Source organism: Serratia symbiotica (assembly GCF_000821185.2).
GTDB classification, from domain to species: domain Bacteria; phylum Pseudomonadota; class Gammaproteobacteria; order Enterobacterales; family Enterobacteriaceae; genus Serratia; species Serratia symbiotica.
In genome coordinates this window covers 2780473-2797613 of record NZ_CP050855.1, presented here as the reverse complement: position 1 = coordinate 2797613, position 17141 = coordinate 2780473, and the positions used below count along the sequence as shown (strand labels likewise).

Genomic DNA, 17141 nt, shown 5'->3' with positions numbered 1-17141 from the left:
TTTCACTGTGTTAGGTCGGCTGAGATCTCGTACGACCGGCTTGGCATTTGGCTAAGCAATTTCAACGATATCCTCTTCACTTAACTGTGTCAGCAAGTGGTTAATATACTCGATGTCTGTTGATTTGCTTCCTGGCAACATAATTTGATAATAGCGATCAAATCCATATTGTTCATCTAGCCGCATGGCAGATGCAGCATTATACTTTCTTTTTTTCTCCGTATCATACAAAGGAATGGTTTGGAGGGTAGTCCCCGGCAAAATAAACTGTTGATTTTGCATGATGGAACGGGCGTTTACACCAGATTTAGCCTCTTCAGGTCTTTACCTTCCGGGCGTGGACGTCGCTGGCCGTTTGAACATATTTGCGAACTGCTGCGCGCGCTCGTAAAGTATTCACCGGGTGACTTTGGTTATCAGCGTTCCCGCTGGCGTACTGAACTGATGGCAATAAAAATCAATGAGATAACCGGATGCCGGTTGCATGCCGGAACAATCCGGCGCTGGTTCTCCGTCGCCGGGCTGGTATGGAGACGCGCAGCGCCCACTCTCCGTATCCATGACCCGAATAAAGAAGAAAAAATGGCGGCGATAAGCGAGTCACTGGTGCAGTGCAGTCAGGAACATCCCGTGTTTTACGAGGATGAGGTGGATATCCATCTTAATCCCAAAATCGGAGCCGACTGGCAACTCAGGAGGCATCAAAAAAGGTCGTCACGCCGGGTCAGAATGAAAAATATTATCTGGTGGGAGTCCTGCACAGTGGTACCGGGAAGGCCAGTTACGCGGGCGGAAGCAGTAAAAGTTCAGTGTTATTTATCAGCCTGTTAAAGCATCTTAAAGCAACATACCGGCGGGCAAAATCTATCACGCTCATCGTCGATAACTACATTATTCACAAGAGCCGGGAAACGCTGCGCTGGCTGAAACAGAATCCAAAGTTCAGGGTGATTTACCGGCCGGTTTACTCGCCGTGGGTCAATCATGTTGAGCGCCTGTGGTAGGCCCTGCACGATACCATTACACGTAATCATCAGTGCCGGTCAATGTGGCAACTGTTGAAAAAAGTACGCCACTTATGAAAACTGTCAGCCCGTTCCCGGGCGGCAAACATGGTCTGGCAAAAGTGGAGCGCTATTAGACGCAGCTATTTAGGGTGCACAGAGAGCACGAAACAAAAATCAGGCAATTGCCTAATCTCGTATACAGTCTCCATCTCGCGGCTATTTGGCAGCCACTCAGGCTATGAGTGGCCACGATACTTTTTAATAACTGCTATCCCTCCAAGCTCAATACTCCTATTGCTCACTTATCCGCGTTTCACACAATCCTATTCCTACTATCCTGCTCTATCAAATGCCGGGATTAAACCCCTGGTCACAATCTCGTAATCAATCAGCATTAATGACTAGGCGGTGCCCGCATTTGAGCGCCATTGGTCGGTCAGGTGCGGGGCAAGCCAATGTCCTGGCATAACCCAGTTCAGTCTCCCCCATGTGGGTATAACGCCGTACCCAGGGTATCAGGGGGTAGGCAGGTTATTTGGCGATCTTCTTGTACTTGATACGATGCGGTTCTAGCGCTTCCGCACCTAGAGTACGCTTTTTGTACTCTTCGTATTCGGAGAAGTTGCCTTCAAAGAATTCCACCTTGCCTTCGTCCTGGTAATCCAGGATATGGGTGGCGATGCGGTCGAGGAACCAACGGTCGTGCGAGATAACCATGGCGCAGCCAGGGAATTCCAACAGGGCGTTTTCCAGTGCACGTAGGGTTTCAATATCCAGATCGTTGGTCGGTTCGTCGAGCAGCAGTACGTTGCCGCCCACTTGTAGCAGCTTGGCCAGATGCAAACGGCCACGTTCACCACCAGACAGCTCACCCACACGTTTGCCCTGATCGACGCCTTTGAAGTTAAAACGGCCAACGTAGGCGCGGCTTGGCATTTCGGTATTGCCGATGCGCATGATGTCCTGACCACCGGACACTTCTTCCCATACGGTTTTCGCGTTGTCCATGCTGTCGCGAAACTGATCGACAGAGGCCAGCTTGACAGTATCACCCAGCACGATGCTGCCGGAATCCGGTTGTTCTTGGCCGGACATCATGCGGAACAGCGTGGATTTACCCGCGCCGTTCGGGCCGATAATGCCGAGAATAGCCCCCTTCGGCAACGAGAAGGAAAGATCGTCAATTAGCACGCGGTCGCCATAAGATTTGCACAGATTATTGATTTCCAGCACTTTATCACCCAGGCGTGCTCCAGGTGGGATAAACAGTTCGTTGGTTTCGTTACGCTTCTGGTATTCGGTGTTGTTAAGCTCTTCAAAGCGTGCCAGACGCGCTTTGCCTTTCGACTGACGGCCTTTGGCACCCTGGCGTACCCATTCCAGCTCTTTCTCGATTGACTTGCGACGTGCGGCTTCGGCAGAGGCTTCCTGCGCCAGACGGGCGTCTTTCTGCTCCAGCCAGGAAGAGTAGTTGCCTTCCCAGGGGATGCCCTCGCCGCGATCCAGTTCGAGGATCCAGCCAGCGACATTATCGAGGAAGTAACGGTCATGGGTGATCGCCACCACAGTACCTTCAAAATCGTGTAGGAAGCGTTCCAACCACGCGACTGACTCGGCGTCCAGGTGGTTGGTCGGTTCGTCCAGTAGCAACATGTCTGGCTTTTCCAGCAGCAGACGGCACAGTGCAACGCGGCGACGTTCCCCACCGGAAAGGTGGGCGATTTTTGCTCCCCATTCTGGCAGGCGCAGGGCATCGGCGGCACGCTCAAGCTGGGCGTTAAGGTTGTGACCATCGTGAGCTTGAATGATCTCTTCCAGGCGACCCTGTTCAGCGGCCAACTTATCAAAGTCGGCATCCTCTTCTGCGTACAGTGCGTAGACTTCATCAAGGCGCTTCAGCGCAGCGACCACCTCCGCTAACGCTTCTTCTACTGATTCACGGACGCTGTGCTCCAGGTTGAGTTGCGGCTCCTGTGGCAGGTAACCGATTTTAATTCCCGGCTGTGGACGCGCTTCTCCTTCGATATCGTTATCGATGCCGGCCATGATGCGCAGCAGGGTAGATTTACCGGCACCATTCAGACCTAGTACGCCAATTTTGGCACCGGGGAAGAAGCTCAGGGAAATGTTTTTCAGAATGTGACGCTTCGGTGCAACCACTTTACCGACGCGATGCATGGTATAAACGTATTGAGCCACGTTGCTCTAGCCTCTTTATTTCAGTTTTTATAGGATCTCTGGTTGCGAGTGTAGCCCGTTTCAATCACGGTTCCCAGACATCACCCAGCGATCGCTAAGTATAACTTGCAACATGCTCGGAAATGCGTACTACCTTGCTCTTTCAAACCGCAATTATGCTCGCAGCTTTCCTACACTGGCCCAATCTAGTGGCCGCTTATGGTGTGACGATGATCGCGACGCGGCGGTTTTGCGCAGGTCTTTTGGCGGTGCGGTTGTTGGTGACGGGATTGCGTTTACCCATACTACGGGGTTCGATACTGGCGCGCAGAATGCCTACGCTGGCCAACAGATTGGTCACTGTGGTGGCGCGGCGTAGAGAAAGTCGGTCATGATAGCTATCTTTACCTTAGTTATCAGTATGATCGTCCGAACAGAACTGGGGGATGCCGACGCTCAGCAACGTGCGCCCCATCTCTTGCACTCTCCTGATGCCCTTTGAGTTCAGTGTGTCGATGTTGTTACCAAGCAGCACTTTGCGAGACAAGTCGGACTCCCAGCCGTTATCCGTCAGTCTAAACCCTCGTGATTGCAACAGCGCAATCTACTCAGGCGTCAGACCTTGCAGTTTGTTCTGGCAGCCAGTGAGCGCCAGGAGAGCGATAAACATGATGGTCAGTGGTGAAAATGGTGTTTTAGCCTGTGTTGCATCATAATCAAGTCCCTAATTTAAATTTAGGTTGGCGCTTTTATTTATGTATGGTTGGCGGCTAGCCGCCATTATCTCTATTAAAATGAAGCTTTGCCTGATACATTGCATCGTCGGCTTCGTGCAGAAGTCCTTGCGGCGTCATCGCGTGATCAGGGTAAAGCGCAATGCCGATACTCAGAGAAGTCATCACCCGCTCATCGTTTGGCAAAATTACCGGTTGGGTCATGCAGTCGATAATATTATCGGCGATCTGTAACACATCTTCGGTATTGTTAATGGGGGCCAGTAGCATGGCGAACTCATCCCCGTCCAAATGCGCCACCCAATCGCTCTCGCGTAGTTGTGCGCGAATGCGGTCAGCAATGGTGGTCAGCACCGCGTCGCCAGCCGCATGGCCCTAACTGTTGTTCACCTCCTTAAAGCGATCGCCGTCGATAAACAACACTGCCAGCTTTTCCGCTGGCTTGATATTCCCCAAAGCCCGGCTCAGCCGACCTTCAAAGCAGGCACGGTTCGGCAGCCCGGTCAGGCTGTCATGCATCGCTCGGTGGGGCAGCGCGTTATTTTCCTGTTTGAGATGAGCCTGCCAAGTTTCCATCTCGTCGAGAAGGCCGTTAAAATCGCTAATCAATTCATGTAGTTCAGCGATCGTTGCTGATGGCACTCGCAGCCCGAAGGTGCGATCGCAGCGTACCGCCTGCGCTACACTAGCGATATCATCCAGCGATCTGACGATGCCGACCAGCATCCGGCGGGACAATACCAGCGCACACAGGGTACTGAGCACCAGGCAGGCGATCATGCCGACCATGCCGCGCAGCAGGAAGCGTAACAGGCTACCGCCGTGGCCGTTTAGGCATACTTCGCCGACCAGTTTGTTTTCATGGATGATCGGCAGTACGACAGTTTTTGGCAACGCCCAGTGGGCGACAATCTGTTCCATGCTGTGCAGTGGTCCATCTTTGGGGTGGTGCCAACTGGCCAGCACCTTGCCGTTGTTGCCCAGGATACTGGCTTCCGATATTTCCTCTTTGGAGGCGATCAATATCAATGTCTCGTTTGTGGCGGTGCGGTCTGCAAACACCACGGCGGCTTCGACAGCGTAGCTGATGGAGCGTGCGATCAGGTGCAGGTTGTGGTTAGCGTAGGCATGCAACGTAAACAATGCCACCAGCGTCAAGAAGACGCCCGCAGTGCTGGCAGCAATCAGTGCCAAGCCAAGATGCGCCTGTTGCAGTACCCGCCCCAGCGTTGGGCGCACGTTGTTGGCAGGTTTTTTGCGCGACAGCCTCATAGCGGCGGTGCCTTTTTACGTGCCAGTTGCAGCACGTTAGGGTGAACACGCACTCCGCTGCGTGCCAAGGCATCCAGGTTGGCCTTGAAGCTAGCTTGATCACCGACGATCTGTAGGCAAAAAACGCTACCAGCGGCGCATTCAATATCGTTCTCGCTGATGCTAAGAATGGAATGGCCAGCAATACGCCGTATAAAATTCTGTTTCTGCACCTGGGGGATATCCCCCAGATAAATCACGTCACAATGGGTACTCAGCCGTGGGCTGTTATGGGTCAGACGTGCGGTTTTTATCGGATGGGGAGCTTTTAGCAGAATCGGACCGAACAAACCTTCGGCGTAGCGGGGCGAGGCGGTGACGTACAGGCGGATAGGGTTGGGTCTACTGGCCCAACGCGCTTAACTGATAATGTCTACCACAATGGTGGACACCGCGTGCGTTTTTGGTAGAGATCATTGGGGGTAGGGTAGGCCTGACAGGGAAACGCCAGCAGTACCAGTATGACGATCAGCAGACGGCCAAAACTGCTAAAGAAAGCCTGAAATAGGTTTTTTGTGCAGTTCGTCAATCCTGTGGTATTTTTCGCCATTATCATCTGCCATTCCCGCGTGGAAATGCCGCCAGCATGCGGTAATTTATCAGTGGGAAATCTGGTTCAGACATGGGGATAATCAGCCTGGCTGAAAGCTTTCAATCGCATTGTCTATAATTTTGGTGCGGATTGTATTATAAGATGCATCTATTACGCACCTTATAGGCCATTTTTTTATAGGCTTCTCAATCATGCTCGGCGATGTATACCATATAGGCTAGTCGTACTCTCTCTATTTCTATTATTTCCAAGAAAATAATTAAAATTATTTTCTTGATTCTATGCCGTAGGCGCTTAATCGTGTCAGTCATAATAAGGCCAACGGAAGAATGTTCAACATGACTGTGACCAGCGCTGCCATAATGTATTAGTGGAGATAATGTTTTTTACCGCGCGCCTACCGTGACGGCACATCTCTTCTACTACAGTAGTATTGAATGGATAAGCGTTTGCGCTGTCTATGGAAAGTTTCTGCTTCCGGGTGCCAAGCCCGGTATTATTTTCCCTAAGCGCCCAAATGCGGCAGGGCAGCCCATTTTTCGGGGGGATGGGTTCAGCAATCCGTTGGTCGCTGTCGCGGTGCTAAGCTCACCCCTGGCAGCATAACCAGCGAGGAAAAAGCAAATATGATCAAGGTGGACAAACGGTGGTTTTTGGCGGTAGGGCTGTGCCTGACAGCGTTTTCCGGCGTGACGCTGGCAGATTCTTTGAATGCCCAACGTCAACGCTACCAGCAAATCAAACAGGCATGGGACAGCAATCAGAGAGCCGTGGTGGCACAACTGATGCCAACGCTGCAAAATTATCCGCTTTATCCCTATCTGGAATACCGGGCATTGACGCAGGATCTCAGCCAGGTTGGGTTTTCTGAAGTAAACACTTTTATCAAGCAAAACCCGACGCTGCCGCTGGTGAAATCGTTGGTACCGCGCTTTGTCAATGAGCTGGCACGCCGTGAGGACTGGCGCACTCTGTTAACGTTCAGCCCACAGGCACCGAAACCGGTGGTGGCACGCTGCAACTATTACTACGCCAAATGGGCGACCGGCGATCAGCCGGCGGCATGGCGCGGTGCCGATGAGTTATGGCTGAGTGGTAAAACACAGCCGGGGGCGTGTGACAAACTGTTCAACGTTTGGCGCGGTGCGGGTAAGCAAACGCCGTTAAATACCTTGGAACGCATGAAACTGGCGTTGAAAGAGGGCAACAGCATGCTGGTCAACAGCCTATATCGCCAATTGCCGTCAGATTATCAGGCCATGGGCAATGCCCTAGTGCGTTTGCAGAATGATCCTACCACGCTTGAGGCTTTCGCCCGCAATGTAGTGCCAACCGATTTCACCCGCGATGCCATCGCTATCGCTTTTGAACGCCTGGCGCGGCAAGATGTGCAAAACGCCCGTGCGATGCTCCCGATCCTCGCGCGTTTGCAAAAAATGAGCGACAGCAGACGCATGGCGTTGGAAGAAGCAGTGGCGTGGCGCTTGATGGGCAGCGATGCCACCGATGAACAGGCTCAGTGGCGCGATCAGGTTATTTTGCGTAGCCAGTCGCCTGCATTGTTAGAGCGCCGGGTACGCATGGCGTTGGGCGATGGTGATCGCCAGGGTGTGGCTACCTGGCTTGCGCGTCTGCCAGTGGAATTGCGTAATAAGGATGAATGGCGTTACTGGCGCGCCAACATGCTGCTGGATGCTGGTAAACGCAGTGAAGGCGAAGGGATGCTGCGTAACCTCATGACCGAACGTGGCTTCTACCCGATGGTGGCGGCGCAAAGACTGAATATTGCTTATCCGGTGAGGGTAGCGGTTGCAGCCAAGCCGCACGCCACGTTGGTGGGTGCGCCAGAAATCGCCCGGGTGCGCGAGCTGATGTATTGGAATATGGATAATCTGGCGCGCAGCGAGTGGAGTGCATTTGTTGCTAGCCGCAGCCATATTGAGCAGGAAGCACTGGCTCGCTATGCTTTTGATCAAAAATGGGCTGATCTCAGCGTGCAGGCGACCATCGTTGGCAAATTGTGGAGCCATCTGCAAGAGCGCTTCCCGCTGGCTTGGCCGCAGGAGTTCCGCCGCGCCACCGATGACAAGGGGATAACGCTGAGTTATGCGATGGCCATCGCCCGGCAGGAGAGCGCCTGGAATCCGAAAGCACAATCTCCCGTGGGTGCCGCCGGGCTGATGCAGGTGATGCCGCGCACCGCCCAGCACACGGTGCAGATGTTCACTATTCCGGGGTATGTTGGTGCGAGCCAACTGTTTGATCCTCAGACCAATATCACCATCGGCACGCGCTACCTGGAGTACCTGTATCAGCAGTTTGGCCGCAACCGTATTTTATCGACGGCGGCTTACAACGCTGGGCCATCGCGGGTGAATACTTGGCTTGGCAACAGCGCGGGGCGGGTTGATGCGGTGGCGTTTGTCGAAAGTATCCCATTTTCTGAAACCCGCGCCTATGTTAAGAATGTGCTGGCCTACGATGTGTTTTACCGCTATCTGAGCCACCAGCCAGCAAAAGTGCTGACCGACGCCGAGTGGCAGCGGCGTTATTGATTTTGACTGCCCTATGGTATGCTGCTGTACTAGTTAAATAGTATGGTGGCTGCCATGTCGCAATTATCGCTAAATGACCCCGCTCTTTCACCACAAGGCAATGAGGATTGGCTACGCTTCGTTGCGCTGTTGCAGCAAGCATTTGCACAGGGATTGCAACAGCCGCTGATGCAGCTCTTACTGACATCAGATGAGCGAACTGCACTGGGTACCCGGGTACGGATTATTCAGGAATTGATGCGCGGTGAAATAAGCCAGCGTGAGATAAAAAATGAACTGGGGGCGGGAATAGCCACCATTACCCGTGGTTCGAACAGCCTGAAGGCAGCCTCGCCAGAGTTGAAACAGTGGCTGAAGCAACAACTGCTGGATCAGGCGCAATAGCCTGGGCTATTGGCTATGTTGCTGGTAAATCGGGTTGTGGAATGGCACCAATGCTAGCAATAGAGCCTGATGATAGACGCTAGTGCGACTCAGTTGCCCGTTGGTAAATATGCCTATCGCACCGCCCTGACGTTTCACTTCGGTGTTGCCGGTGATCTTCGCCATTTCGCTACCCAGTTCGCGACCAGCGCGGATACCCTGTAAAATGGTTTCGGGCAGCATTAAGCTGGCGCAACGTGACTCACCTTGGGTATGCGGGTTTTCTATTGTTATCCAGGCAAAGGTCATGTTCTCCTCAATTCCGGCCTCCACGCCGATCCAGAAATCGGCTTCTGGCCGCATTTTACGTGCTTCAATCACTCGCTGGCGAGCGCCGGTGCGGGTTTCATCGGTGCCCAGCGGCTGAAGCGAAACGCCGCTGGCGACATCGACGGATTCAGTATGGCAGTGGCCTGCGCCAAAGGTATCGTCAAAGGCTAATTGAATAGCCTGGAGCTTTGCCGGGTTGGTTGTTGCAGCGACAACATGGTACATAACGGATCTGATATCCTTCTAGTCGATATGTTGGCGGTGGTATAACGGGCCGCCCGGCGCTGATAAATTCAAGTTTCACGGAGTAAAACGGAAACCAACAATGTTACAGGTATATCTTGTCCGCCATGGCGAAACGCAATGGAATGCGGCTCGCCGCATCCAGGGACAGTCTGACAGCCCGTTAACTGCCAAGGGTGAACACCAGGCTCATCTGGTCGCCAGACGTGTCAGCACAGTGGGTATCACGCATGTGATCACCAGCGATCTGGGACGCACTCGCCACACCGCACAAATTATCGGCACCGCTTGCGGCTGCATGGTGATTAACGATCAACGCTTGCGTGAGCTGCATATGGGGGTTTTGGAGGGACGCCTGATCGACCGCCTGACGCCGCAGGAAGAACAGTGGCGCAAACAGATGGTTGATGGTACTCCTGCTGGACGTATCCCTCAAGGTGAATCGATGGAAGAACTGTGCGAACGGATGCGTGCTGCACTGGAAAGTTGCCTGATGTTGCCAGCAGGCAGCAAGCCGTTGATTGTCAGCCACGGCATTGCCCTGGGATGCCTGATCAGTTCGGTGCTGGGGCTGCCAGCCTATGCGGAACGCCGCTTGCGCCTACGCAATTGTTCGCTGTCGCGCCTTGATCATCAGCAAAGCCCGTGGCTGGCTCCCGGCTGGATCGTCGAAAACGCGGGCGATATTACTCATCTGGAGATGCCCGCATAGCATTAGCGACGGATCGGGATTAAATAGTCGCAGTTGATCATCAGTCAGTGTTTGGGGGGGCTGTCGATCACCTTCTGGATAAAAGCGCTCTATGTCGTGCCTCTTGCGACGCCTCAACTTAAGCATTGGCAGACAGGAGCCATAGACCATCTGGATAAAGTCAAACAGGCCCAAACTAGGCCGCTGGCCTGCTGGCATTTTCTCCGGTAGGTAATGCGGCTCCAGCGCGGTGGTGTACACGGCGGTTTTGGACAGCTTTCTGGTTTGGATGAAGCGCCGAGGGTGTATCGGTAAGGTCTTTGAACATCCGCTGTAGATGCCATTTGGAGTAGCCCGATTTTGTCGCCACGTTGTCCAGTGACAAGGGGTGATCCAAATTTTTTTCCAGCCAACTAAGCAAATCGCGAATGATACCGGCTTGATCCATAGATCTTCCTCGTAGAGCTTTAGGGCTGTTGATTCATCACGCCAGTGCTTGCATTATTAGACCATGTTGTATTGCACTCCTTTGCCTCTTGCAATGCACAGTGCGCAAGAGTTTGATTGGAGCGCTCTCTTAGAGAGCGCTGATAAGAACTTATCCCAATAGACGATTTTATTTGCCATGTTGGATCTGGGGAGTACTCATCATCCTCATTGACTCCCTGTATGCTGCGGTTGTTGCGCGCTGCCTTGTGCAAACTGGCTGCAACAATGTGCGCCTACTCTAATGGGATAGGCTCTAAATAACGACGCCGTATAATAGCAATTTTTTGCTGCGAGACCGCCAAAGCGCCAAAGATTTTTTTCACGCTCCTTGCTAAAAGGAGTACGGTGGGCCAGAAAAATTCTGATTGCTGAGCCTGTTGCGATAAAGTAATGCTTGTGGGAGTTAAGTAAATGAGAAAAGAGTGGCTATTTTTTTTGGGTTTCGGTTGTGCAACGATAAACAGCGCGCAGGCGGACCAGGTGGGATCGGTGGATACAGTATTTAAACTGGTGGGGCCGGATCACAAAATTGTGGTGGAGGCGTTCGATGATCCAGACGTTAAAAATGTAACTTGTTATATCAGCCGCGCCAAAACTGGCGGTGTCAAAGGCGGGCTAGGGCTGGCGGAAGATACCGCAGATGCGGCCATTTCCTGTCAGCAGGTAGGGCCGATCGCCTTGAGCGATAAGATCATAAACGGCAAGGCAGAAGGTTCGGTGGTGTTCCAGAAGCGAACCTCACTGGTGTTTAAGAAGCTGCAAGTCGTGCGTTTTTATGATGCCAAGCGCAATACGTTGGTCTATCTGAGCTATTCGGATCGGGTGGTTGATGGTTCACCAAAAAATGCACTGAGTGCGGTTCCGATCATCCCATGGGGTGAGGTGAAATAACAATCGGGATCCAGCAAGCTGAACTCCGATTGTTTTGAAGCGGGCATTACGCTTGCAGATCGCCGCAGAAACGGTAGCCTTCACCGTGGATAGTGGCGATGATTTCCGGTGTATTTGGTGCCGACTCGAAATGCTTACGGATGCGGCGGATGGTAACATCGACGGTGCGGTCATGCGGCTTCAACTCACGGCCAGTCATCTTCTTCAGTAGTTCGCCGCGTGACTGAATCTTGCCTGGATTCTCGCAGAAGTGCAGCATGGCGCGAAATTCGCTACGCGGCAGCTTATACCGTTGCCCCGCCGGGTTGACCAGCGAGCGGCTGTTAATATCTAACTCCCAGCCGTTGAACTTATAACTTTCCACCAAGCGACGTTCTTCGCCGACGCTACTCAGGTTCATGGTACGCGACAGCAAGTTACGTGCGCGAATGGTTAATTCACGCGGGTTGAACGGCTTGGTGATGTAATCATCGGCCCCGATTTCCAGGCCGAGAATTTTATCAACCTCGTTATCGCGTCCAGTCAGAAACATTAGTGCAACGTTGGCTTGTTCGCGTAGTTCACGGGCCAACAACAGGCCGTTTTTGCCTGGCAAGTTAATGTCCATGATGACCAGATTGATATCATTTTTAGACAGGATGTTGTGCATCTCTGCACCGTCATTGGCTTCGTGAACCATGTAGCCTTCCGCCTCGAAAATGCTCTTTAGGGTGTTACGCGTGACTAACTCGTCTTCGACAATCAGAATGTGCGGGGTCTGCATATTTGCTACCTAAAATTGCCAACAAAATAAAAAATAGGAAGTACAGAATTCTTTGTTTTTAAGAGGAGGGCAGAGATAGCGCCACGTTCCCTCTTATCAAATGACTAAAGTACGTAAACTCATTCTTGATACACTTTCCATTATGTGTCAACAAGAACGCTAGCGTGCTGGGGATACGCGTCTCTACAGCCGCCTGTCTATGCCTGTTAACAACAGTATAACAGAACATCGAATTTATCACCCAAAAAAACCATGGTTATGTTGACATATATCAAATTCAATTGTAGCACGTTAACATATTGGTGAAAAACACTTACAGAATTGCCTGCTTAAGTCACAAAACCTCGAATTTTATGAACGATTCTGCTTCATCGGCAGCAATAGGGTACAATTTACAGCTTACTGTTCTGCAAGTTATTTTAATGTGTTGATTAATATTAACTGTAAAACATAGAACGATAATGGTAGTTGTTGTACAGAACAATAATCTGTTGAATCTGGTTTGGATCAATCAACGTGATTTTGTTGCGTAATTGTAAATGTAGGTGAGCTATGCGGAACAGTCAAAACCGCGATCCCTTTTCGGTGGAGTTTCGATGCAGCTTTATATTGTTTTAGTGGCTCCGACCCGGCCAGAAAATATTGGTGCCGCGGCGCGGGCGATGAAAACCATGGGCTTTACTGCGTTGCGCATTGTCGCCAGTGAAGCGCACCTACAGCCGTCGGCACGCTGGGTGGCACATGGTGCCGGTGAGATCCTTGATGGCGTCCAAACCTTCGCCACGCTAGAGCAGGCGCTGGCGGATGTGGATTTCACCGTCGCCACTACTGCCCGTAGTCGGGCGCGCTTCCACTACTATTGCACGCCGCCGCAGTTGCTCAAGCAACTGACTGAACGCCAGCAGTGGGCGAGACAGGCTGCTTTGGTGTTCGGTCGTGAAGACTGCGGTCTGACTAACGAAGAACTGGCCCTGGCGGATTTGCTTACCGGTGTGCCGATGCAGGCGGATTACCCTTCGCTTAACCTCGGTCAGGCGGTGATGGTGTACTGCTACCAGTTGGCGGCATTAATGAATGTCAGCGTGGCGCAACAGCCGCCAGCCAATACCGGCCAGCTAAACGCTTTGCGCCAACGTGCTGAGGGATTATTGAGCGTGTTAGGGGTCAGTGGCGATCAAAAATTGTGCGATTGGGTGCACCAACGGCTTGGGGCACTGCAACAGCGGGATACAGCTATGCTGCACAGGCTGCTGCATGACATAGAAAAAAAACTCGCCAAATGTTTATCCCTATTCTCTGGGAATGACTCAGTGTGATCTCCTGCAATAGCGCGGGTAGGCTGCTTTTTTATTCTGTATATTTTGCTTTTCTATGGGCCTTTTGCGCATTCTTTAGGCTGAATAGAGCGTGAGCAAATAAAGAAATAATTTGACTTGGGGTAGCGATTGCTTTAACCAGTAGAGCGGAGATCATATTTATTGAGACAAACAGCATGCAGCCCCTCAGCCTGAATAGCACAATGATTACCACCACCGATACCACAGGTAACGGGGCGGGCTGACGCATACAGGAAACACAGAAAAAGCCCGCACCTAACCAGTGCGGGCTTTTTTTTGGCTTAAATTTGGGAGAGATCAGAAATGCGAGTGCTGAAATTTGGTGGAACCTCGGTGGCGGATGCGCAACGTTTTCTAGGCGTTGCTGACATTATAGAAAGTAACGCCCGGCTGGGGCAGGTGGCAACGGTATTGTCTGCACCCGCCAAGATCACCAACCATCTGGTGGCGATGATTGAAAAAACGGTGGCGGGTCGCGATATTCTGCCGGATATCAGTGACGCCGAACGCATCTTTGCTGATTTGCTAAGCGGCCTGGTTAAGGCACTGCCGGCTTTTGAGTACCAACGGCTAAAGCGTGTTGTCGACCAGCAGTTCGCCCAGCTCAAGCAGGTGCTGCACGGCGTGGCGCTGTTGGGGCAGTGCCCGGATAGCGTGAACGCCTCGATCATCTGCTGCGGCGAGAAACTCTCCATCGCCCTGATGGAAGGTGTATTTCATGCTAAAGGTTTCCCGGTGACGGTGATCAACCCGGTGGAGAAGCTGCTGGCGCACGGGCGCTACCTGGAGTCCTCGGTAGATATCGCCGAATCCACGCGACGCATTGCCGCAGCGGCGATCCCGACTGATCATATCCTATTGATGGCGGGCTTTATCGCCGGTAATGACAAGGGCGAACTGGTGGTGCTGGGGCGCAATGGCTCCGACTATTCCGCCGCCGTGCTGGCCGCTTGCTTGCGCGCCGATGGTTGTGAAATCTGGACTGATGTCGATGGTGTTTATACTTGCGACCCGCGCACTGTACCGGACGCCAAACTACTGAAATCGATGTCGTATCAGGAGGCGATGGAGCTTTCCTATTTCGGAGCCAAAGTGCTTCATCCTCGCACTATCGCCCCGATCGCCCAATTCCAAATTCCTTGTCTGATAAAAAACACGGCTAACCCACAGGCTCCCGGTACGCTGATCGGCGAGGAAAGCAGGGATGAGAATATGCCGATGAAGGGTATCACCAGCCTGAATAATATGGCGATGATTAACGTCTCCGGCCCAGGCATGAAGGGCATGGTTGGTATGGCGGCTCGCGTGTTTGCGGTGATGTCGCGTGCTGGCATCTCGGTAGTGTTGATCACTCAGTCCTCTTCCGAGTACAGCATCAGTTTCTGCGTGCCACAGCATGAGCTGCGGCTCGCCCGCCGGGCGCTGGAAGACGAATTTTATCTGGAACTGAAAGACGGTGTGCTAGAACCACTGGATGTGATGGAGAAGCTGGCGATTATCTCGGTGGTTGGCGATGGCATGCGCACCTTGCGCGGTATCTCCGCGCGTTTCTTCTCCGCACTGGCGTGCGCCAACATCAACATCGTCGCTATTGCCCAAGGCTCTTCCGAGCGTTCCATTTCGGTGGTAGTCAGCAATGATGCTGTCACCACGGGCGTGCGTGTCAGTCACCAGATACTGTTCAACACCGATCAGGTGATCGAAGTATTTATCATCGGCGTGGGGGGGGTCGGTGGTGCATTGATCGAACAGATCTACCGGCAGCAGCCGTGGCTGAAGCAGAAGCATATCGATCTGCGGGTGTGCGGCATCGCCAACTCGTGCGCCATGCTGACCAATGTGCACGGTATCCCGCTGCAACGCTGGCGCGACGAACTGGCCGGGGCGCAGGAACCGTTCAACCTCGGCCACCTGCTCCGTCTGGTGAAGGAGTATCACCTGCTGAACCCAGTGATCGTCGATTGTACCTCCAGCCAGGCGGTGGCCGATCAATACGCCGACTTCCTGGCTGACGGCTTCCATGTGGTGACGCCGAACAAGAAAGCCAACACCTCGTCAATCGCCTACTATCATCGGTTGCGCGCTGCCGCTGCCGGTTCACGCCGCAAATTCCTGTATGACACCAATGTGGGTGCCGGTCTGCCGGTGATCGAAAATCTGCAAAACCTGCTGAACGCTGGCGATGAGCTAACGCGTTTTTCCGGCATTTTGTCTGGTTCGCTGTCGTTTATTTTTGGCAAATTGGATGAAGGCGTGTCGTTGTCGGTGGCTACCCAACAGGCCAAGGCCAACGGCTACACCGAGCCAGATCCGCGCGATGACTTGTCCGGCATAGATGTGGCTCGTAAGCTGTTGATCCTGGCGCGTGAAGCTGGCTACCGGCTGGAAATGGACGACATTGAGATCGAACCGGTATTGCCGCCATCCTTTGATACCTCCAGCGATGTAGAAACCTTTATGACGCGTTTGCCTGAACTGGACAAAGCGTTCGCCCGTCAGGTGGCCAATGTCGCCAAACAGGGCAAAGTATTGCGCTATGTCGGGGTTATTGAAGAGGGGCGCTGCCAAGTGCGCATTGCAGCGGTAGACGGCAACGATCCATTGTATAAAGTGAAAAACGGCGAAAACGCGCTGGTCTTCTACAGCCGCTACTATCAGCCGTTGCCGCTGGTGTTGCGCGGCTACGGTGCCGGTAATGATGTGACCGCAGCGGGAGTTTTTGCCGACTTGCTGCGCACACTGTCATGGAAGTTGGGAGTTTAATATGGTTAAGGTGTATGCACCGGCCTCAATAGGCAATCTCAGCGTCGGTTTTGATGTGTTGGGTGCAGCGGTATCGCCGATTGACGGCACCCTGCTGGGCGATTGCGTCAGCGTTGCAACTGCCAGCGAGTTCAGCTTACAAAATGCTGGCCGCTTCGTCAGCAAGCTGCCGGACGATCCGAAAGAAAATATCGTTTATCAGTGCTGGGAACGCTTCTGCCAGGAGATTGGCCGCGAAATCCCGGTAGCGATGCAGCTGGAGAAAAATATGCCGATCGGTTCTGGCCTCGGCTCCAGCGCCTGTTCAGTGGTCGCTGGCCTGGTGGCGATGAACGAGTTTTGCGATCGTCCGCTGAACAAAATGACTCTGCTCGGTCTGATGGGCGAGTTGGAAGGGCGCATTTCTGGCAGCGTGCACTACGACAACGTCGCCCCTTGCTACTTGGGAGGAGTGCAACTGATACTGGAACAAGCAGGCACCATCAGCCAGGCAGTACCCGGCTTTAACGACTGGTTATGGGTGATGGCCTATCCAGGTATCAAAGTTTCCACTGCCGACGCCCGCGCGATCCTGCCCGCACAGTATCGTCGTCAAGACTGCATCAGCCATGGCCGCTATCTGGCAGGCTTCATCCACGCTTGCCACACTCAGCAACCGCAACTGGCCGCCAAGCTGATGCGGGACGTGATCGCCGAGCCTTATCGTACCCGCTTGTTGCCGGGCTTTGCCGCTGCGCGCAAGGCCGCACAAGATATCGGCGCACTGGCTTGTGGTATCTCCGGCTCCGGCCCGACGCTGTTTTCCGTCTGCAACGATGTCACCACTGCCCAGCAAGTGGCCGACTGGCTGAAAAATCACTATCGGCAAAACGACGAAGGTTTTGTTCATATTTGCCGCCTGGATACCGCAGGCGCTCGACTACTGGGATAACG

Annotated in this window: 12 protein-coding genes, 5 pseudogenes and 1 other annotated feature; of the genes and pseudogenes, 9 read left to right on the top strand and 8 right to left on the bottom strand. The window is 53.0% G+C overall.

Features of this window, described 5'->3' with window-relative positions:
* Nucleotides 1-51 precede the first annotated feature (51 nt).
* On the bottom strand, nucleotides 52-282 hold the full coding sequence (locus SYMBAF_RS13905; protein ID WP_052447605.1) for a hypothetical protein: 231 nt from the start codon (nucleotides 280-282) through the stop codon (nucleotides 52-54).
* Nucleotides 283-318: 36 nt separating this feature from the next.
* Between SYMBAF_RS13905 and SYMBAF_RS13900 the strand changes: the two are divergent.
* Nucleotides 319-1141: pseudogene (locus SYMBAF_RS13900) on the top strand (IS630 family transposase); the annotation flags it as partial.
* A gap of 397 nt (nucleotides 1142-1538) precedes the next feature.
* Here SYMBAF_RS13900 and ettA read toward each other — a convergent pair.
* The 4 genes and pseudogenes from ettA to yfiR all read right to left on the bottom strand — a co-directional run bounded on the left by ettA (nucleotide 1539) and on the right by yfiR (nucleotide 5786).
* The gene (ettA, locus tag SYMBAF_RS13895; RefSeq protein ID WP_040262611.1) at nucleotides 1539-3206 is read right to left on the bottom strand and encodes an energy-dependent translational throttle protein EttA; all 1668 of its coding nucleotides are present in this window, start codon (nucleotides 3204-3206) and stop codon (nucleotides 1539-1541) included.
* A gap of 196 nt (nucleotides 3207-3402) precedes the next feature.
* Nucleotides 3403-3855: pseudogene (gene yfiB, locus SYMBAF_RS13890) on the bottom strand (outer membrane lipoprotein YfiB).
* A 100-nt stretch (nucleotides 3856-3955) separates the two neighbouring features.
* Nucleotides 3956-5191: pseudogene (dgcN, locus tag SYMBAF_RS13885) on the bottom strand (diguanylate cyclase DgcN/YfiN).
* Nucleotides 5188-5786, bottom strand: a pseudogene (gene yfiR, locus SYMBAF_RS13880) (regulatory sequestration protein YfiR). The pseudogenes dgcN and yfiR overlap by 4 nt, the downstream one beginning before the upstream one ends.
* A 623-nt stretch (nucleotides 5787-6409) precedes the next feature.
* On the opposite strand from yfiR, the gene sltY reads away from it, so the two are divergent.
* Together sltY and trpR are read left to right on the top strand one after the other, a co-directional pair.
* On the top strand, nucleotides 6410-8338 hold the full coding sequence (gene sltY, locus SYMBAF_RS13875; RefSeq protein WP_040262613.1) for a murein transglycosylase: 1929 nt from the start codon (nucleotides 6410-6412) through the stop codon (nucleotides 8336-8338).
* Nucleotides 8339-8392: 54 nt separating this feature from the next.
* Nucleotides 8393-8722, top strand: a complete 330-nt coding sequence (trpR, locus tag SYMBAF_RS13870; protein WP_040262615.1) for a trp operon repressor — start codon at nucleotides 8393-8395, stop codon at nucleotides 8720-8722.
* Nucleotides 8723-8728: 6 nt separating this feature from the next.
* Here trpR and yjjX read toward each other — a convergent pair whose 3' ends face one another.
* Nucleotides 8729-9256, bottom strand: coding sequence for an inosine/xanthosine triphosphatase (yjjX, locus tag SYMBAF_RS13865; protein WP_040262617.1), 528 nt, complete (start codon nucleotides 9254-9256; stop codon nucleotides 8729-8731).
* A 100-nt stretch (nucleotides 9257-9356) separates the two neighbouring features.
* On the opposite strand from yjjX, the gene gpmB reads away from it, so the two are divergent.
* Entirely contained in the window at nucleotides 9357-9986 is a 630-nt protein-coding gene (gene gpmB, locus SYMBAF_RS13860; RefSeq protein ID WP_040262619.1) for a 2,3-diphosphoglycerate-dependent phosphoglycerate mutase GpmB, read from the top strand.
* 2 nt (nucleotides 9987-9988) lie between these two features.
* Here gpmB and SYMBAF_RS18200 read toward each other — a convergent pair.
* A pseudogene (locus tag SYMBAF_RS18200) lies at nucleotides 9989-10413 on the bottom strand (hypothetical protein).
* Nucleotides 10414-10865: 452 nt separating this feature from the next.
* Between SYMBAF_RS18200 and creA the strand changes: the two are divergent.
* Nucleotides 10866-11345 carry a protein CreA gene (creA, locus tag SYMBAF_RS13850; RefSeq protein ID WP_040262623.1) on the top strand — a complete coding sequence of 160 codons (480 nt, stop codon included), beginning with the start codon at nucleotides 10866-10868 and terminating at the stop codon, nucleotides 11343-11345.
* A gap of 46 nt (nucleotides 11346-11391) precedes the next feature.
* Here creA and arcA read toward each other — a convergent pair whose 3' ends face one another.
* Nucleotides 11392-12108 carry a two-component system response regulator ArcA gene (gene arcA, locus SYMBAF_RS13845; protein WP_040262625.1) on the bottom strand — a complete coding sequence of 239 codons (717 nt, stop codon included), beginning with the start codon at nucleotides 12106-12108 and terminating at the stop codon, nucleotides 11392-11394.
* Nucleotides 12109-12704: 596 nt separating this feature from the next.
* Between arcA and SYMBAF_RS13840 the strand changes: the two genes are divergently transcribed.
* The 4 genes from SYMBAF_RS13840 to thrB all read left to right on the top strand — a co-directional run bounded on the left by SYMBAF_RS13840 (nucleotide 12705) and on the right by thrB (nucleotide 17139).
* A complete protein-coding gene (locus SYMBAF_RS13840) occupies nucleotides 12705-13424 on the top strand; it encodes a tRNA/rRNA methyltransferase (RefSeq protein ID WP_052447606.1) in 720 nt (239 codons plus the stop codon).
* Nucleotides 13425-13600: 176 nt separating this feature from the next.
* Nucleotides 13601-13669, top strand: a complete 69-nt coding sequence (thrL, locus tag SYMBAF_RS18530) for a thr operon leader peptide (RefSeq protein ID WP_152609011.1) — start codon at nucleotides 13601-13603, stop codon at nucleotides 13667-13669.
* Nucleotides 13608-13724: a sequence feature (Thr leader region), on the top strand. (Overlaps the previous gene by 62 nt.)
* A gap of 24 nt (nucleotides 13725-13748) precedes the next feature.
* Complete coding sequence (gene thrA, locus SYMBAF_RS13830; protein WP_040262627.1) at nucleotides 13749-16208, top strand: bifunctional aspartate kinase/homoserine dehydrogenase I; 2460 nt, start codon at nucleotides 13749-13751, stop codon at nucleotides 16206-16208.
* Between the two features lies 1 nt (nucleotide 16209).
* The gene (gene thrB, locus SYMBAF_RS13825) at nucleotides 16210-17139 is read left to right on the top strand and encodes a homoserine kinase (protein ID WP_040262629.1); all 930 of its coding nucleotides are present in this window, start codon (nucleotides 16210-16212) and stop codon (nucleotides 17137-17139) included.
* Nucleotides 17140-17141: the final 2 nt, after the last annotated feature.

Bases quoted from the DNA above. Each gene is read 5' to 3' on its own strand.
- SYMBAF_RS13905 (WP_052447605.1), bottom strand. From the start codon at position 282: ATGCAAAATCAACAGTTTATTTTGCCGGGGACTACCCTCCAAACCATT.
- sltY (WP_040262613.1), top strand. From the start codon at position 6,410: ATGATCAAGGTGGACAAACGGTGGTTTTTGGCGGTAGGGCTGTGCCTG.
- trpR (WP_040262615.1), top strand. From the start codon at position 8,393: ATGTCGCAATTATCGCTAAATGACCCCGCTCTTTCACCACAAGGCAAT.
- yjjX (WP_040262617.1), bottom strand. From the start codon at position 9,256: ATGTACCATGTTGTCGCTGCAACAACCAACCCGGCAAAGCTCCAGGCT.
- gpmB (WP_040262619.1), top strand. From the start codon at position 9,357: ATGTTACAGGTATATCTTGTCCGCCATGGCGAAACGCAATGGAATGCG.
- creA (WP_040262623.1), top strand. From the start codon at position 10,866: ATGAGAAAAGAGTGGCTATTTTTTTTGGGTTTCGGTTGTGCAACGATA.
- arcA (WP_040262625.1), bottom strand. From the start codon at position 12,108: ATGCAGACCCCGCACATTCTGATTGTCGAAGACGAGTTAGTCACGCGT.
- SYMBAF_RS13840 (WP_052447606.1), top strand. From the start codon at position 12,705: ATGCAGCTTTATATTGTTTTAGTGGCTCCGACCCGGCCAGAAAATATT.
- thrA (WP_040262627.1), top strand. From the start codon at position 13,749: ATGCGAGTGCTGAAATTTGGTGGAACCTCGGTGGCGGATGCGCAACGT.
- thrB (WP_040262629.1), top strand. From the start codon at position 16,210: ATGGTTAAGGTGTATGCACCGGCCTCAATAGGCAATCTCAGCGTCGGT.